This window comes from Empedobacter sp. GD03739, from assembly GCF_029843245.1.
Classification (GTDB): Bacteria; Bacteroidota; Bacteroidia; order Flavobacteriales; family Weeksellaceae; genus Empedobacter; species Empedobacter falsenii_B.
The window spans coordinates 65,558-81,496 of the sequence record NZ_JAOCHX010000001.1 but is presented as its reverse complement, the minus strand read 5'-3'; the positions used below and the strand labels follow the sequence as shown (position 1 = coordinate 81,496).

At 32.2% G+C, this 15,939-nt stretch carries 15 protein-coding genes; 5 read left to right on the top strand and 10 right to left on the bottom strand.

The genetic code is table 11. The features are described 5' to 3' along the window. Window positions 1-4: 4 nt before the first annotated feature. A complete protein-coding gene (locus N5E64_RS00400; RefSeq protein WP_038336002.1) occupies window positions 5-241 on the bottom strand; it encodes an acyl carrier protein in 237 nt (78 codons plus the stop codon). Between the two features lie 228 nt (window positions 242-469). Between N5E64_RS00400 and pckA the strand changes: the two genes are divergently transcribed. Continuing rightward, on the top strand, window positions 470-2,041 hold the full coding sequence (gene pckA, locus N5E64_RS00395; RefSeq protein ID WP_280035067.1) for a phosphoenolpyruvate carboxykinase (ATP): 1,572 nt from the start codon (window positions 470-472) through the stop codon (window positions 2,039-2,041). Window positions 2,042-2,232: 191 nt separating this feature from the next. Here the strand turns inward: pckA and N5E64_RS00390 are convergent, their stop codons facing one another. The 6 genes from N5E64_RS00390 to N5E64_RS00365 form a co-directional block, all read right to left on the bottom strand. Next, window positions 2,233-2,883 carry a tRNA1(Val) (adenine(37)-N6)-methyltransferase gene (locus N5E64_RS00390; RefSeq protein ID WP_280035066.1) on the bottom strand — a complete coding sequence of 217 codons (651 nt, stop codon included), beginning with the start codon at window positions 2,881-2,883 and terminating at the stop codon, window positions 2,233-2,235. Window positions 2,884-2,932: 49 nt separating this feature from the next. Further along, a complete protein-coding gene (locus N5E64_RS00385; RefSeq protein ID WP_280035063.1) occupies window positions 2,933-4,381 on the bottom strand; it encodes an ATP-binding protein in 1,449 nt (482 codons plus the stop codon). Between the two features lie 2 nt (window positions 4,382-4,383). Beyond that, window positions 4,384-4,971 (bottom strand): riboflavin synthase, encoded by a 588-nt coding sequence (locus tag N5E64_RS00380; RefSeq protein ID WP_038336006.1) that lies wholly within the window; start codon window positions 4,969-4,971, stop codon window positions 4,384-4,386. 106 nt (window positions 4,972-5,077) lie between these two features. Continuing rightward, the gene (gene glmS, locus N5E64_RS00375) at window positions 5,078-6,925 is read right to left on the bottom strand and encodes a glutamine--fructose-6-phosphate transaminase (isomerizing) (RefSeq protein WP_280035060.1); all 1,848 of its coding nucleotides are present in this window, start codon (window positions 6,923-6,925) and stop codon (window positions 5,078-5,080) included. A gap of 45 nt (window positions 6,926-6,970) precedes the next feature. Continuing rightward, window positions 6,971-8,581, bottom strand: coding sequence for a DUF4270 family protein (locus N5E64_RS00370; protein ID WP_125349143.1), 1,611 nt, complete (start codon window positions 8,579-8,581; stop codon window positions 6,971-6,973). A 15-nt stretch (window positions 8,582-8,596) separates the two neighbouring features. After that, window positions 8,597-9,409, bottom strand: a complete 813-nt coding sequence (locus tag N5E64_RS00365; RefSeq protein WP_125349142.1) for a glycogen/starch synthase — start codon at window positions 9,407-9,409, stop codon at window positions 8,597-8,599. Between the two features lie 118 nt (window positions 9,410-9,527). Between N5E64_RS00365 and panC the strand changes: the two genes are divergently transcribed. The 3 genes from panC to N5E64_RS00350 all read left to right on the top strand — a co-directional run bounded on the left by panC (window position 9,528) and on the right by N5E64_RS00350 (window position 11,846). After that, window positions 9,528-10,370: a pantoate--beta-alanine ligase gene (gene panC / locus N5E64_RS00360; protein ID WP_280035057.1), complete on the top strand. Its 843-nt coding sequence runs from the start codon at window positions 9,528-9,530 to the stop codon at window positions 10,368-10,370. 85 nt (window positions 10,371-10,455) lie between these two features. After that, complete coding sequence (gene panD / locus N5E64_RS00355) at window positions 10,456-10,803, top strand: aspartate 1-decarboxylase (protein ID WP_125349140.1); 348 nt, start codon at window positions 10,456-10,458, stop codon at window positions 10,801-10,803. Between the two features lie 23 nt (window positions 10,804-10,826). After that, on the top strand, window positions 10,827-11,846 hold the full coding sequence (locus N5E64_RS00350; protein WP_280035043.1) for a lysylphosphatidylglycerol synthase transmembrane domain-containing protein: 1,020 nt from the start codon (window positions 10,827-10,829) through the stop codon (window positions 11,844-11,846). 157 nt (window positions 11,847-12,003) lie between these two features. On the opposite strand, the gene N5E64_RS00345 is transcribed toward N5E64_RS00350, so the two are convergent. Genes N5E64_RS00345 through N5E64_RS00335 form a run of 3 tightly spaced genes read right to left on the bottom strand, consistent with a single transcriptional unit; the run spans window position 12,004 to window position 14,363 of the window. Then, entirely contained in the window at window positions 12,004-12,780 is a 777-nt protein-coding gene (locus N5E64_RS00345) for a hypothetical protein (RefSeq protein ID WP_280035041.1), read from the bottom strand. Continuing rightward, the gene (locus tag N5E64_RS00340) at window positions 12,773-13,561 is read right to left on the bottom strand and encodes a hypothetical protein (protein WP_280035040.1); all 789 of its coding nucleotides are present in this window, start codon (window positions 13,559-13,561) and stop codon (window positions 12,773-12,775) included. The genes N5E64_RS00345 and N5E64_RS00340 overlap by 8 nt, the downstream gene beginning before the upstream one ends. Next, window positions 13,554-14,363 (bottom strand): hypothetical protein, encoded by an 810-nt coding sequence (locus N5E64_RS00335; protein ID WP_280035038.1) that lies wholly within the window; start codon window positions 14,361-14,363, stop codon window positions 13,554-13,556. The genes N5E64_RS00340 and N5E64_RS00335 overlap by 8 nt, the downstream gene beginning before the upstream one ends. 198 nt (window positions 14,364-14,561) lie before the next feature. Between N5E64_RS00335 and radA the strand changes: the two genes are divergently transcribed. Beyond that, complete coding sequence (gene radA, locus N5E64_RS00330) at window positions 14,562-15,926, top strand: DNA repair protein RadA (protein WP_125349136.1); 1,365 nt, start codon at window positions 14,562-14,564, stop codon at window positions 15,924-15,926. The last annotated feature ends 13 nt before the right edge of the window (window positions 15,927-15,939 follow it).

The following is a 15,939-nucleotide window of genomic DNA, read 5'->3' as shown; positions in this document are numbered from 1 at the left end:
ACTATTACTTGTTTAAGTCTTCGATGTATGTTACAGCTTGACCTACAGTAGAAATTTTTTCTGCTTGATCGTCTGGAATTTGGATATCAAATTCTTTTTCGAATTCCATGATTAATTCTACTGTGTCTAATGAATCAGCTCCTAAATCGTTAGTGAAACTTGCTTCTAGCGTAACTTCGCTTTCGTCAACTCCTAATTTATCTACGATAATTGCTTTCACTCTTGATGTAATGTCAGACATAATTTTCTAATTTTAATTGTTGTAAACTAGTGCAAAAATATAAAACTTATATTAAATACAAGCTTTTTTTTATATGCACGCATAAGAACTTGCAAATATATGGTGAATAAATATTCACGAAAACGTTTAAGTGAATGACATAAGTCAAATTTTTCACGCTTCTTTTTATTGTAACTTTGTCCAAAGTTTTTACCTTTAATATTTTAAAATACTATAAAAATCACAAAAATGAGCATAGAATTGGCATCTTACGGAATAAAAAATTCCAAAATTAACTATCAATTATCTCCTCAAGAGCTTACGGAGAAAATGGTAGAGCTAGGACAAGGAGAAATTACATCTTCTGGAGCAGTAAATATGTTAACAGGAGAATTTACAGGACGTTCACCTAAAGACCGTTTTATTGTAAAAGATGATATTACTGCAGAAAACGTTTGGTGGGATGGAAACATCAATATTCCTTTTGATTCTGATAAATTTGACGCTTTGTATGATAAAGTTGTTGAGCATTTAAGCAACCGCGAAATTTATGTACGTGATGCTTTTGCTTGTGCTGATGATTCTTACAAAACAAAGATTAGAGCAATTACAGAAACTCCTGCTGCTAATTTATTTATCTATAACATGTTTATTCGTCCAACGGAAGAAGAATTAAAAAACTTTGGTGATTCTGAATGGACAATTATCAATGCGCCAACTTTTGTTGCAGACGCTAATGAAGATGGTACAAGACAACACAATTTCTCTATCTTAAATTTTAAACGTAAAATCGTTTTAAACGGAGGAACTGGTTATACAGGAGAAATGAAAAAGGGTATTTTCTCTGCCTTAAACTTCATCATGCCAGTATTCAGAAATACTTTACCAATGCACTGTTCTGCAAACTCTGGTGAAAATGGAGATACAGCAATGTTCTTTGGTTTATCTGGAACAGGAAAAACAACTTTATCAGCAGACAAAAACAGACGTTTGATTGGTGATGACGAACACGGATGGACAGAAGACAATACGGTTTTCAATTTTGAAGGTGGTTGTTACGCAAAAGTTATCAACTTATCTCCAGAAGGTGAGCCAGAAATTTTTGCAGCAATCAAAGACGGAGCTTTATTAGAAAACTGTAAATTAATTCCAGGAACTAACGAGGTTGATTTTACAGATACATCTATCACAGAAAACACACGTGTTTCTTATCCAATTGATTATATCGAAAATATTGCAGTTCCTTCTGTAGGAAAAAATCCTAAAAATATTTTCTTCTTATCGTTTGATGCTTACGGAGTTTTCCCTCCAATTGCAAAATTAAACCCAGATCAAGCGGCTTACTTGTTTATCTCAGGATATACATCTAAAGTTGCTGGTACAGAAGCTGGTGTTACAGAGCCTCAAACTACATTTTCTACATGTTTTGGTGCACCATTTATGCCATTACATCCAACAAAATATGCTGAAATGTTGAGCGATAAAGTTGAGAAAACTGGTGTTAATGTTTGGTTAATCAACACAGGTTGGAATGGTAAAAAAGAGCGTATGTCTTTAAAAGACACTCGCGCCGTTATCAATGCAGCTTTAAATGGAGATTTAAACAACGTAGATTTCAAAAAAGATCCTTATTTCGGGTTTGAAGTTCCAGTTGCCATCGAAGGTGTTGCTTCAGAAAAATTAAATCCAGCGACTTCTTTTGATTCTACAGCAGCATACGAAGCAAATGCGAAAGAATTAGCAGATAAATTCAAAGCGAATTTCAAGAAATTTGAAGAGTTTGCAACGGCTGATTTATTAGCGGGTGGGCCAACGATTTAAGGTTAAGATTGAGGTTGAGAATGAGTTTTTAACTCATTTTGAAAATCAGAAATAAATATAAAACCGAGCAAATTGCTCGGTTTTTTTATGTTTTTAAACGTTGAATAATTCACCACATAGATACAGAGAAATACATTTCTATTTTATATAAAATCAGCCGTTTACTCATCGTTTTTTATCTTTGATTAAAATTACATTTTTAAGTAAAAATCTTTTGTCAACTGAATATAATCTTCTGTGTATTGATGACGATCGACTTCGATAATTAATTCTTTTTCTTCTACTTCTTTTTCATGAAAACTAAATTCTAATAACACACGTTTTGTTAACGTTGTCGAATTCCCTTTGATATAAACGACACGAGATAGTTTTAAAGCGTTTTGAGCCGTTATCATACAAAAATCACCCATTTGATCGTATGGAATTATAAAACTCGCTAATCCGTCTTTTTGTAGTAATTCGGCAGTTTTTTTTATTAATTCTTCGAAAGTCAAGGTTTCTTGCTGGCGTGCTTGTTTACGCGCGTCAAAATCAACCGTATCATTCACCACAAAAAAAGGTGGATTACTGACAATCAAATCATATTTTTTATTGGTTGAATAATCTTGAAGCGATGAATTAAAAATGGTTAATCGATCTGAAAAAGATGCATTCTCGAAATTTTCTTTTGCTTGTAAAAAAGCATCGTTATCAATTTCTATTGCCTCAATCATAGAAAGAGGAAAACGTTGCGCTAACATCAACGAAATTAATCCAGTTCCTGTACCAATATCTAAAATAGTATTTCCACTTTTTAAAGTAGCCCATGCACCAAGTAAAACACCATCTGTGCCTACTTTCATTGCGGTTTTGTCTTGAAAAATTTCGAATTGTTTGAATCGAAAAGGTTTTCTATTCATTGTAAGGAATCAAAATATAGAATGTTGTACCAACAAAAATTTCGGTTTCGAAACGAATGGTTCCGTCGTAATCATCAATAATTTTTTTCACCATTGGCAAACCAATTCCCATTCCACTATTCTTTGTTGTAAATTTCGGAACAAAAATAGAATCTTGTGATTCGATAGGAATTCCATTCCCATTATCTTGAATGGTGATATGAAGAAAATCTTTAACTAACGCCACATCTACTCTCACTTTTGCTGTACGAGATTGTGGAATGGATTGAAACGCATTTTTTGTAATATTTGTAATAATTCGATTCAAATATTGTTTATCAAAACGCATCATGATGATGTTTGGAGAATAATTAAATTCGATGAACTCCATTGGAAAAACATAAAGCGTGTTTTTTATAACATCAACTACATCGATTTTTTCATCGTTACGAGAAGGCATTTTAGCAAAATCTGAAAAAGCTTCGGCTATCGCAGAGATGGTATCAATTTGTTGCAATAAAATATTAGTTGTTCGCATCGTCTTTTCTTCAAGATTTGGATCATTTACATCAAATTTTCGCATAAAATTCTGTAGCATTAATCGCATTGGTGTTAATGGATTTTTGATTTCATGCGCCACTTGTTTTGCAAAATCTCTCCAGGCTTCTTCACGTTCTTGTTTAGCCAACAAATCTGATTGTTCCCGCAATCGGTACAACATATCATTATAAGAATCTACCAGAACCTTTATTTCATCGTTACCATCGTAACGAATCGGCATATTGTTTACAATAACTTCTGTTTCTCGAATACGATCTGCAAATGACCAAAGTTTATTCAATGTACGTTTAGTAACAAAATAAACCGCTAACGTTCCAAACAAAAGAATAACTCCAAAAGCTAATCCATAACTACCAATTAAGGTAAACATGTCTTGCTGTAAAAAATCTTGGTTAGATTGATAAGGTAGACAGAGAATAGCAATGTTTTCATTGTAATAATTTTTGATATGACTATAAGACGAATAAACATTATTGTCGTCGGCTGTATCTTTATTCGTTACAATAAAATCATTTGATTTTTGTAGTTGGTCTAATATTTTTTGAGGTAAAACATCATAAGTCGTTGAAACGGGTTGCGTTGTTAAAATTTTATTACCACGTAAATCATAAATTACAATATCGGTTTTATTGATATCACCGATGCGAAGAAAACCATCTTCTAAAATCGCATGAATATTATCTTTGGTTGCAATTCCAGGATAATTATCCATTTCGTAATCTATCGCAGACTCTACCGCTCTAACTTTTCGTTTGAGAATATCTTCGTGATATTGTTTAGTTTGTTCATTGAAATGATTGGCAGTAATCAGCAAGATAGCACCTGCTGTAAATAACAAAATCGTTACCATATAAATGATAATACGAACGGGTAGCGATAGGTTATTTTTTTTTCTAATCATTTTTATTTTTGGAATAATCTTTTGACGTATTTTCCTAAGATATCAAATTCTAAATTCATTGTATCGCCCACTTTCACTTGATTAAGGTTTGTAAACTCCCAAGTGTAGGGAATAATTGCAACCGAAAACTGTCCAACTTTACTGTCTACAACTGTTAAACTAATTCCGTTAAGACAAATCGAACCTTTTTCTACTGTAACATTTCCAGACGATACTTCATCATATTCTACAGTAACAAAAAAGCTACCATTTTGGTTTTCTATCGAAACAACTTTTCCGGTTTGATCTACATGTCCTTGCACAATGTGACCATCGATACGACCATTGTATTGCAAACATCGTTCTAAATTAATTAAATCTCCGTTTTTTAATGTGTTAAAATTTGTTTTTCGCAAAGTTTCCTCTATAGCAGTAACTTTATAAAGCCCATCTTTGAAATCAACAACCGTTAAACAAACTCCATTATGTGCAACACTTTGATCAATTTTTAATTCCTCACAAAAATCAGCCTCAATCCATAAATGTAAATTAGATTGATCTTTTTCCGCTTTAATAAGCTTTCCTACTCCCTCTACTATTCCTGTAAACATGATGTTATTTTTGGTGAAATTAATAATTAAATTAAACTTATAAAATGAAAAAGGGATGATTTTAAAACATCATCCCTTAAAATATATTATAACTCTGTAATAATTTTTACTCTACAGTAACAGATTTTGCCAAGTTACGAGGCTGATCTACATTCTTACCTAATTTAACGGCAATCCAGTACGATAATAATTGTAATGGAATAGCTGTTAAGATTGGAGAGAATTCTTCTGCTGTTTCTGGGATTACTACGTAATCATCTGCCATAGCAGTTACTTGCTCATCACCATCATTAACAATTGCAATTACTTTGGCGCTACGTGATTTAATTTCTTGAATATTAGAAACTACTTTTTCGTAATAACCTTTTTTCGTTGCAATAACGATAACTGGCATATTTTCGTCCAATAAGGCAATTGGTCCGTGCTTCATTTCTGCTGCTGGATAACCTTCTGCATGGATATATGAAATTTCTTTCAATTTTAATGCTCCTTCTAAAGCCGATGGATAGTTGTATCCACGTCCTAAATAGATTGCATTTCTGTTATCTTTGTATTTATCAGCGATTTGATCAATTACACCTTCACAGTTATCTAAAATTTGTTGAACTAATTCAGGAATACGCTCTAATTCGCGTGTTAACAATGTAAATTTCTCTGTTGATAATTCACCATTGTGTTTTCCTAATTTTAATGCAATCAATGCTAAAATTGTTAACTGAGCTGTAAACGCTTTTGTTGAAGCAACACCAATCTCAGGACCTGCATGCGTATAAGCACCAGCATCTGTAATACGAGCAATTGATGAACCTACAACATTATTAATTCCAAAGATAAATGCTCCAGCTTCTTTAGCTAATTTAAGCGCTGCTAACGTGTCTGCTGTTTCTCCTGATTGAGAAATTGCAATAACCACATCGTGTTTATTGATGATTGGATTACGGTAACGGAATTCTGATGCATATTCAACTTCTACAGGAATACGAGCGAAATCTTCAATCATGTATTCTGCAACCAAACCTGCGTGATAAGAAGTTCCACAAGCAACAATGATGATACGTTTTGCATTCAAGAATTTTTCTTGATGATCCCAAATACCAGCCATTTTAATAATACCTTCGTCTACTAATAAACGTCCACGCATTGTATCACGAATAGAACGAGGTTGTTCGTTGATTTCTTTTAACATGAAATGCTCATAACCACCTTTTTCAATCGCTTCAATATTTAATTGTAACTCTTGAACATCTAAAGAAACTGCTTCATTGTTATGGATTGTACGTACATCAACTTCTTTATCTAAAGTAATTGTGGCCATGTCACCATCTTCCAAATAAACCGCATCTTTTGTAAACTCGATAAACGGAGAAGCATCAGAAGCAACGAAAAATTCGTTCTCTCCAATACCAATTGCTAATGGAGAACCTAAACGACCTACAACAATTGTATTTGCTTCTTCTTTATCTAAAACAGCTATCGCATAAGCCCCAATCACTTCATTCAAAGCTAAACGAACTGCGTCAGTTAAATTTAAGTTTTGTTCCTCTTGAAATAATTGAATAAAGTTTACTAAAACTTCTGTATCCGTATCACTATGAAAAACGTAACCTTTATCTTTTAATAATTGTTTGATTGATTCATAATTTTCGATAATTCCGTTATGAACCAATACCAAACGTCCATTATTAGACATATGTGGATGAGAGTTTACATCATTTGGAACACCATGTGTTGCCCAACGTGTATGCCCAATTCCTAAATGAGGTGTTTTATCTAAATTTGCTGATTTATCTTCTAAATCTGAAACTTTTCCTTTTGTTTTTACCAATTCAAAATCGGTACCAGTAGAAAGAACTAAACCTGCACTATCATATCCACGATATTCTAGTCTTTTTAGTCCATTAATTATAATTGGGTACGCTTCGCGATGTCCAATATATCCTACAATTCCACACATAATATTTTATAGTATTTTAGTTAAATTCGTTAAATATAATACGCCCTATTTTTGAGAGTAATATACCAATAATTTCAATTTTTTATCCGCTACTTCCGAATTATTTCCGTGTAAAACAATTCTGTATGGATTATAAGCTCTATTATTTTGATAAGGATTTGTACTATTAATCGTAGTTGCATCGCTAACAGATGTTATAAAATTACCCATTGTAATAAACATCGTTTGATCTTTATACTCATTTCCTTTCTCTAACATGCTTTTTAGATGTTTCGTGATATCAATTGTATAATAATCAGTATCTCCTTTTACAATAGGATTAAAGTGAACTGATGTAGGATATGCATTATAGAATTCTAAAACGTCTGCATACAATTCATTTATAACTTTATCATCTTTTTTGTAATTATTCCAAGCCACTAAATAAGGAGGTTTTGGAAAACCTGTAGAACCATCAATATAGAATTTTAATTTTGCGCCAACAATCACAATATTAGTTTTTGTCATCTCAGATTTTAATTCATCTAATTGCGTTTGATTGAATTTTAATTTTGCATAATTCCCACTCATTCCGCTTAAATACAATCTCGCATCACCATTCACTTCATCAGGTTTGATTGTAGAATAAGTTGAACCTACTGCATTGTTCACAATTTGAGAAGCAATAATATTGGCATTATTTGCAGTATCAGAATTCCACTGATTTGTCATATCAAAAGCATAAGTAGCACTCAAACGTTCTTTATAATTTGTGTCTGAACTTGTTTTTGCTGTCGGATTTTTGTATGAATAATACATATTCAAGTCAATTTTATTTGGATTAAAATTGACAATAAATCCATTTGATTCTTCAACAGAAAACTCTAAACCTTTGATATTTTCACGAATAAATGTTGCGTAATCATCAAGTAATCCTGTTTTAGCATTTTTAATAATTTTTTCGTCAAAATAATCTGGATCTAAAGAAACTTTGTAACCAGGAACAACCTCAGAAATATTAGAAGTTTCATTTTTTTGTTTAACAACTTTTCCTGTTACTGTTTTTCCGATTGTAGCTTTTCCAATTACTCTCGAATTAACAGAAATTGGCGTCTCAAGTCCACTTAATGTTGAAAAATATTTTGTGTCTTTGTATAAAACCGTATTAATGTCTTTAATTTTCAACGTCATTGTCAAATCCTTATTCCCATACAAAGAATCTACTGCATACTTTGTTGTAATTTGGATTGTATCTGTATCTTTTGGTTTCTCTCCTGGTTTAGAAAGATTGATTGTATCTTTAGAAATTGGATCTTTAGTCGTGTTGTAATAAACTGGAATTACCAAATTCACAGAATCTACTTTAGGTTCTGTTCCAAAATCCTGATCACCAATAGACGAAGGTCTAATTTGTGTATAAAACTTAGAGGATGTAGAACCAAAAATTGGTTCGTTGTACACACCAAAAGCTCCATTTTGAAGTACAAATTTATCTGTACGAAGCGTATCAAAATTTGCATTAAAAGCAATAACATCTAAGGATTTTACATTTCCTTCTGCCTCACCTCTAATCACATTGTTATCTAATCCTAGTGTTTCATCCTCACACGAAACAATTGCTCCCATTCCAATCATCATTGCAACAGACACAGAAAGGACATTCAAAAATTTTTTCATTAATCTAAACAGATTTTAATTAGAGTTCATTACTTCCTCAAGATAGAAGTTGTTGTAAACTTCTTTAGCTTGCTCTTTAGAACAATAGTCTAATAGAGGAATATTTTGTTGGTTGATATAGTTTTTCACATCTTCTGGAATCATCTCTTCTCCTTTCGCAACTGCATCTGCATATTGTAAAGAAGCTTGAATCATACCCAAATGTGTAGGTTTTTCTAAATATGTTTGTACATCAGCTTCTACTTTATCAAAAGCTAACTTTTTAACTAATTCGTTATCTAATTCTCCTTCAAATCCGTTGTCAAATAAAGAAACAACAACTTTTGCATCTTGAAAGAAAGGATCGTCAGAATAATATTTTTTTAGATACAATGGTACTAAACTAGACATCCAACCCATTACGTGAACAACATCTGGTTTCCAGTTTAATTTTTTTACTGTCTCTAAAACTCCTTTTGCGAAGAAAATAGAACGCTCGTCGTTATCAGAAAATAATCCATTAACTTCTCCATAAACTTCTTTACGCTTGAAATATTCTTCGTTATCAATAAAATACACTTGTAGTCTTTCTCCTGGAACAGAAGCGACTTTAATGATTAAGGGTTGATCCAAATCATTAATAATCATGTTCATACCTGAAAGTCGTATTACTTCGTGTAATTGGTGTCTTCTTTCGTTAATTGCTCCAAATCTTGGCATAAAGATTCTTACATCTGCGCCACTACTTTGCATGATTTTTGGCAAATCTAATGCTTGTGAAGACATCGGATTTTCAGGAAAGTAAGGTACCATTTCTGTTGTTACATACAATATGCGCTTTCCTTCCATAATTTCTACTCTCTTTTCCTAATGAATAATAAGGCACAAATTTACAAAAAAATGTTGATATATTATTTGCTTATAGTAGCTTTGCGAGATATTAGTTTTTTTTTAACAAATCAATGTTATGGTTATATTTAACGAAAAGGAAAAATTAACTCCCGCAATCGTCGAGTTAAAAAACCAAAACAAAACCATTGGCTTTATCCCTACAATGGGCGCTTTACACGAAGGTCACATGTCTTTAGTCAAAGCTTCTAAAGCTCAAAACGACTACACAATCGTCAGCATTTTTGTCAATCCGACACAATTTAATAATCCAGAAGATTTAGCAAAATATCCTCGAACTGAGGAAAATGATAAAGAATTGTTAATGAAAAATGGATGTGATTTTGTCTATATGCCTACTGTTGAGGATTTATATGATGCAAATGAAGGTGCAAAACATTACGATTTTGGCACAATAGACCAAGTGATGGAAGGCGCTTCTCGCCCTGGACATTTTGATGGAGTTGCCACAATTGTTTGCAAATTATTCAAAGCAGTTCAACCAACAAGAGCATATTTTGGAGAGAAAGATTTTCAGCAAATTCGTATCATTCAAGAAATGGTAAAACAAGAAAATTTAGATGTCGAAATTGTTCCAATGCCAATTCATAGAGCAGATTCTGGTTTAGCATTTAGTTCAAGAAATGCACGTTTATCAACGCAACAAACTTCGGATGCCCCTCAAATTTATTCAATTTTATCGCAAGCTGTAACGCTAAAAAATGAAGGAAAAGATGTTGCTGAAGTAAAAGCTTTCGTCGAAAATGAATTCAAAAATTCACCCTTCGAATTAGAATATTTTGAAATAACAGATGAAGAAACCTTGTTGTCTATCGAACATTTTTCTGAGGCCTATAATATTCGTGGATTTGTCGTTGCCTATGCAGGTGATGTACGTTTAATCGATAATATTCAGTTTTAATTAAATATAATAAATTTCTCAAATCAATAGAAAAATATTGAAACAGGTTTTGAAATTTATAAGTTCAGTGTAACTTTGCAAGATTATGATGGTAGAAGTTTTTCACTCTAAGATACATAGAGTTAAGGTAACAGACGCAAAATTAAACTACATCGGAAGTATTACAATCGACGAAGATTTGATAGATGCTGCCAATATGGTTGTGGGTCAGAAAGTACAAATCGTGGTACAAGAGAATGGCGAACGATTTGAAACTTATATTATAAAAGGTAAACGTGGAAGTGGCGAAATCTGTCTGAATGGACCAGCTGCGCGTAAAGTACAAGTAGGTGATACCGTAATTATCATTACATATGCAATGATGGATTTCGAAGAAGCCAAAACCTACGAACCAACAATTGTTTTCCCTAACGAGAACAATCGTTTAGATTAAGAAATTAATTTTCAACAATTTATATGAAGAGTAAGATCAAACAATCGCTCTTCTTAATCACTGCTTCATTGTTAGCCGTATTTTTTGTCGTGGTAACAGTGAAGCAAATTGATTTCGAACGAGTTGCAAAAGTTTTAAAACAAACCAATTATTTTTGGATTTTTGCATCTATGGCAATCAGTATTCTCACATATTGGATACGCGCCGCTCGTTGGAATCTTCTTCTAAAGCCAATGGGCTACAACACACAAACCTCATCTGGTTTTTGGGCAATTGCATTTGCATATTTTATGAATTTGACCATTCCTCGAAGTGGCGAAGTGGCTCGTGCAACAAGTTTCTATAAAATGGAAAAAGTCCCGTTTGAGAAATCTTTCGGAACAGTAGTTTTAGAGCGTGTAATTGACGTTTTATTTTTGGGATTATTTTTCGGTTTAACACTTATTTTCAATTATGAAACATTCATCAAATTTGTAGAATTAGGAAACAAAGAAAAAGCACATCAACCAACAGCAGAACCTTCTTTCTTAAAATACTACATCACAATTGGAGTTCTTGTTTTAGGAATTGGATTAATCGCTATTTTCTGGAAAAAAATTAGTCAATTAAAGTTTTTTGAAAAAATCAAAACCTTTCTATTTGGACTTTGGGAAGGTATAAAATCAATCTCGAAATTAGAAAAAAGAGGCTTATTCATTTTTTATTCTTTCGCACTTTGGATTTGTTATTTCCTAATGACTTTCCTTGTTTTCTTTGCTTTTCCAGACACCAAAAATTTTGGTATACCAGAAGGTTTATTTCTATTGATTGCAGGATCTTTGGGAATGATTTTGCCTGTTTCGGGAGGTTTGGCTTATCCGTATATTATGTCGATTGCATTTTCGGCCGTTTATTTAGCAAAAGGCGGAGATCAGCACGAAGGACGAGCAATTGGCGATTATTTTGGGTTAATTCTTTATATAGCTCAAGTTGTATCGATGATTAGTTTTGGATTGATTGCTATTTACAAAATCGCACGAATTCGACGAGATTCTACACAATAATCTCATACCTCCAAAACTACGATTCCAAAGCTTTACCATTTTATTGATTTCCCAAGGATTTATTCTATAACTTATTTTCATAATTAGAAAGAAAATAATATTAACAAACAATACAAAAAGTACTTCCATAGCTAATAAGTTTTATTAAATATACATTTTATTTCTTTATCATTTCCAAATATTTAGGCGCTTGTTCCTCTAAAATTTCTGTGATTTTATCGTATTTATTTTCTTTTACGAGTTTTTCTAATTCAAAATTCGCATAGCAATAACGCATATATTCACTAACTTTATTTTCTGGAATATTTAATGTTTCGATGAAATAATTTGAGGTGAAATAATTCTCTAAATCCTTGATTTTATCTACCTTTTTGAAATATTTATCTACTTTTTTAGCTTCTTTCTTTTGTCCTGAAATCATAGCTATCCAATTAGAAGGATCCAATAATCCATTATTATTCAACATCGAAGAAGCATAAGGATCAATTTTTCTGAAACGCAAATTAGGATCAAAACCCAAGTTCAAATTATCATACAATTCATCTACTTTTCCGTGTTCTAACTTGATGTTATTCTTAAAATTTCTGTCCAACGTATTAATTCGCGCTTCAGCAAGTTCAATCGTTTCAATATTCAAATGAATCGTCAGCATTCCTTTTGCTAAAATATCCGATGTAATTTTGATTTTTCGTTCGATATAAAAATCATGTGTAATCACCAATTCATCTCCCACAGAAGCTTTAATTGAAAACATTCCGCTCGCATTTGTAAACGTTTTCGCATTCGTCGATTCGTTTGTCACCAAAATATTGTCTACCGCATCTTGCCCAGCAACACCATCATCAATCACTACTTTTCCAGTAATCAAGGTTGTTTGCGCAAATGTAAAAACGCTCAACAAATTCAATAATATAATGTAATTTATTCTACTCATTTTTCTTCATTTTTGCTAAATAAATCGGCGCTTGTTCTTCAATTATAAAAAGAATTTCATCAAAATTATTATCTCGCAACAATTTCGGAAAATCAAAATTTGAATAACAATAATCTAAAAACTCGTTTATTTTTCCTTCTGGAATTTTCAAATCATTCACAAAATAATATGTCGTAAAAAATTTATGCAACGCCGACAATTGATCTTCTTTCACAACTTTTATCGGAACTGGATTTTTCATTCGCTTTTTCGGACTTTTAAACACATTTAACAACCCAAGTAAATTAACTCCACCAACTTGTTTTATTGTTCTATTCACTCTTTCCTCATCATGTTTAAGATTAAGTTCCGCTTTAAATTCTAGAGAAGTAAAACCCGCTTCATCATTCAATTTTTCTTGAAATGATTTTTCTTTTCCCAAATTTTTGAGCGAATTTTTATCTAATTTCGAGATATTCGCTTCTTTCAATTCAATCACTTCAATATTTACATGAATCGTCACAAAACCTTTTGTAATCATAGTTTCCGAAACTTTCAATCTTCTTTCTTCAATTCCCGTATGTTTGATTATCAATTCATCATTCAAGTTCACATTGATCGAAAATAAGCCAACATTATTCGTTTTTGTTTTGGCTTTTGTCGTTAAATTTTCAATCGAAGTTCCTTCCAAATCAATAACCTCTTCTGCATCATCCACAATAATTTTTCCTGTGATTAAAGTGCTTTGTGCTTGAAGATAAGTTGATGAAATGATGAATAAAAAGAATAAAATTTTACTCATGTTCGATTGTTTTTTGGTTGATAGTAGAAAGATAATTTGGTGCTTGTTCTTCGAAAATTAAAGTGATTTTATCATAATTATTTGCTTTAAAAAGTGGTTCTAACTTAAACTCAACAAAGCAATAATGAATAAAATCAAGAATATTTCCTTTCGGAATTTTCAAATCATGTGCAAAATAATATTCGGTGAAATAATCTTTGAGCTGAATGATTTTATCGTATTTATCAAGGTTTTTCTTTTTCAGAAAATGTTTATACGTCTGCACTTCTTTGTCCGAATATTGCTCTATCAAACCCATCACATTTTCATAACGAATGGGAACTCTTAATTTTCGAAGATATTCCGAAGCAAAATAGGCTTTCACCATATCATTTTTAAATTCTTCATTAATACCTAAACTTTTATTGATTTTTTCGCTTTGCGTTTCTTCTTTGCTAATATTTTCTTTCCAATTCTTTTTAAGCGGTTTTATTTTCGTTTCGGATAATTCTATCACTTCAACATTTAGATGAACGTCTATAAAACCTTTTCTAATCATTGATTCAGAAATCTTAAGCTGACGTTCTTCAATTCCAATTTGTTTAAAAAGTAAAACATCGTTTGGCTGAACTCGAATCGAAAAAAGACCTTTTTCATTTGATTTTGTTCGTGCATTTGACGTTAAATTTTCGATTACAAAATCATCAAGATTAACGATTTCATCCGCATTATCTACCATAATTTTCCCCGAAATTAAAGTCGATTGTGCATTGACAGAAATACAAAAAATATAAAAAAAGCTAAGAAATAAAGTTCTTTTCATTGGCATTTTAAAATATGATTAAAAATAATCGAGAAAATAATTGAAAATCAATATTTAACTCAACTTTATCTAAAGTTGATAATTTGTTAAAAAAGTAAATTATTGTTAACGTTTTTTGATTATTGTATTAAAATTTTTCACACTTATAACTCCATATCTTGTCGCGATAAAACATTATTTTTGTCTAAATTTGAAGCTATGGCTAAAACAAAAACTACATATTTCTGCCAAAACTGTGGCACGCAAACCGCGCAATGGATGGGACAATGCAAAAGTTGTGGCGAATGGAATACCATTGTTGAAGAAATTGTAGACAAAGGCGACGAAAAAAAATCGTGGAAAGATAAATCGGACAAAAAAGAGAAAACGTTTGCCCTGAATATTCGCGAAATAAATCCATTAGGAGAAATAAGAATTTCAACGAAAAACCAAGAATTAGATAGGGTTTTAGGAGGCGGAATTGTTCCTGGATCAGTGATTTTGGTTGGTGGAGAACCTGGTGTTGGAAAATCGACATTGATGTTGCAAGTTGCCTTAAAGTTAGATACGATTAAAATCTTATATGTATCTGGAGAAGAATCTGTTTCGCAAGTAAAACTTCGTGCCGAACGAATCGGAATTGAATCGGATCAATGTTTTATTTTACCCGAAACTAATACGCAAAAAATATTTGCGCATGCCAAAGAAATTCAACCTCAACTGATTGTTGTCGATTCTGTACAAACGCTTCAAACCACTTATGTAGAATCATCTCCAGGAAGTATTTCGCAAATTCGAGAAACAACTTTTGAGCTGATTCAATACGCAAAAGAAACCAACACACCGATTATTTTAATTGGTCATATTACGAAAGAAGGTGTAATTGCTGGACCAAAAATTTTGGAACATATGGTAGATGTTGTGTTGCAATTTGAAGGCGATCGCAACCATATTTACCGAATTTTACGTGCAAACAAAAACCGTTTTGGCTCGACTGCAGAAATCGGAATTTATGAAATGCAAGGAGCGGGTTTGCGTGAAGTCACAAATCCGTCAGAAGTATTAATTACCAAAAAAGATGAATTACTAAGCGGAAATGCAATTGCAGCAACTTTGGAAGGTGTTCGCCCGATGTTGATTGAAATTCAAGCTTTAGTTTCTACTGCTGTTTATGGAACTCCACAACGTACTGCGACTGGTTTTGATGCCAAGCGATTGAATATGTTGCTGGCTGTTTTAGAAAAACGCGCTGGTTTCCGATTGAATATGAAAGATGTTTTCTTAAATATTACAGGCGGAATTCGAGTAGATGATCCTGCGATTGATTTAGCTGTTATTGCAGCAATTCTTTCATCAAGCGAAGATTCTGCTGTTCCAGACAATTGTTGTTTTGCAGGAGAAGTTGGTTTAAGTGGAGAAATAAGAGCAGTGAATCGTGTTGAACAACGCATTACAGAAGCTGAAAAACTAGGTTTTGATGCAATTTTTGTTTCAAAATACAATAAAATAAAAGATACAGATTTTGGAATTAGAATCGTCAGAATATCAAAAGTAGAAGATTTATATCGAATGTTATTTCAATAGAATATTAAATATT

Coding starts and splice junctions, on each gene's coding strand:
- N5E64_RS00400 (WP_038336002.1), bottom strand. CDS start 241: ATGTCTGACATTACATCAAGAGTGAAAGCAATTATCGTAGATAAATTA.
- pckA (WP_280035067.1), top strand. CDS start 470: ATGAGCATAGAATTGGCATCTTACGGAATAAAAAATTCCAAAATTAAC.
- N5E64_RS00390 (WP_280035066.1), bottom strand. CDS start 2,883: ATGAAAGTAGGCACAGATGGTGTTTTACTTGGTGCATGGGCTACTTTA.
- N5E64_RS00385 (WP_280035063.1), bottom strand. CDS start 4,381: ATGATTAGAAAAAAAAATAACCTATCGCTACCCGTTCGTATTATCATT.
- N5E64_RS00380 (WP_038336006.1), bottom strand. CDS start 4,971: ATGTTTACAGGAATAGTAGAGGGAGTAGGAAAGCTTATTAAAGCGGAA.
- glmS (WP_280035060.1), bottom strand. CDS start 6,925: ATGTGTGGAATTGTAGGATATATTGGACATCGCGAAGCGTACCCAATT.
- N5E64_RS00370 (WP_125349143.1), bottom strand. CDS start 8,581: ATGAAAAAATTTTTGAATGTCCTTTCTGTGTCTGTTGCAATGATGATT.
- N5E64_RS00365 (WP_125349142.1), bottom strand. CDS start 9,409: ATGGAAGGAAAGCGCATATTGTATGTAACAACAGAAATGGTACCTTAC.
- panC (WP_280035057.1), top strand. CDS start 9,528: ATGGTTATATTTAACGAAAAGGAAAAATTAACTCCCGCAATCGTCGAG.
- panD (WP_125349140.1), top strand. CDS start 10,456: ATGATGGTAGAAGTTTTTCACTCTAAGATACATAGAGTTAAGGTAACA.
- N5E64_RS00350 (WP_280035043.1), top strand. CDS start 10,827: ATGAAGAGTAAGATCAAACAATCGCTCTTCTTAATCACTGCTTCATTG.
- N5E64_RS00345 (WP_280035041.1), bottom strand. CDS start 12,780: ATGAGTAGAATAAATTACATTATATTATTGAATTTGTTGAGCGTTTTT.
- N5E64_RS00340 (WP_280035040.1), bottom strand. CDS start 13,561: ATGAGTAAAATTTTATTCTTTTTATTCATCATTTCATCAACTTATCTT.
- N5E64_RS00335 (WP_280035038.1), bottom strand. CDS start 14,363: ATGAAAAGAACTTTATTTCTTAGCTTTTTTTATATTTTTTGTATTTCT.
- radA (WP_125349136.1), top strand. CDS start 14,562: ATGGCTAAAACAAAAACTACATATTTCTGCCAAAACTGTGGCACGCAA.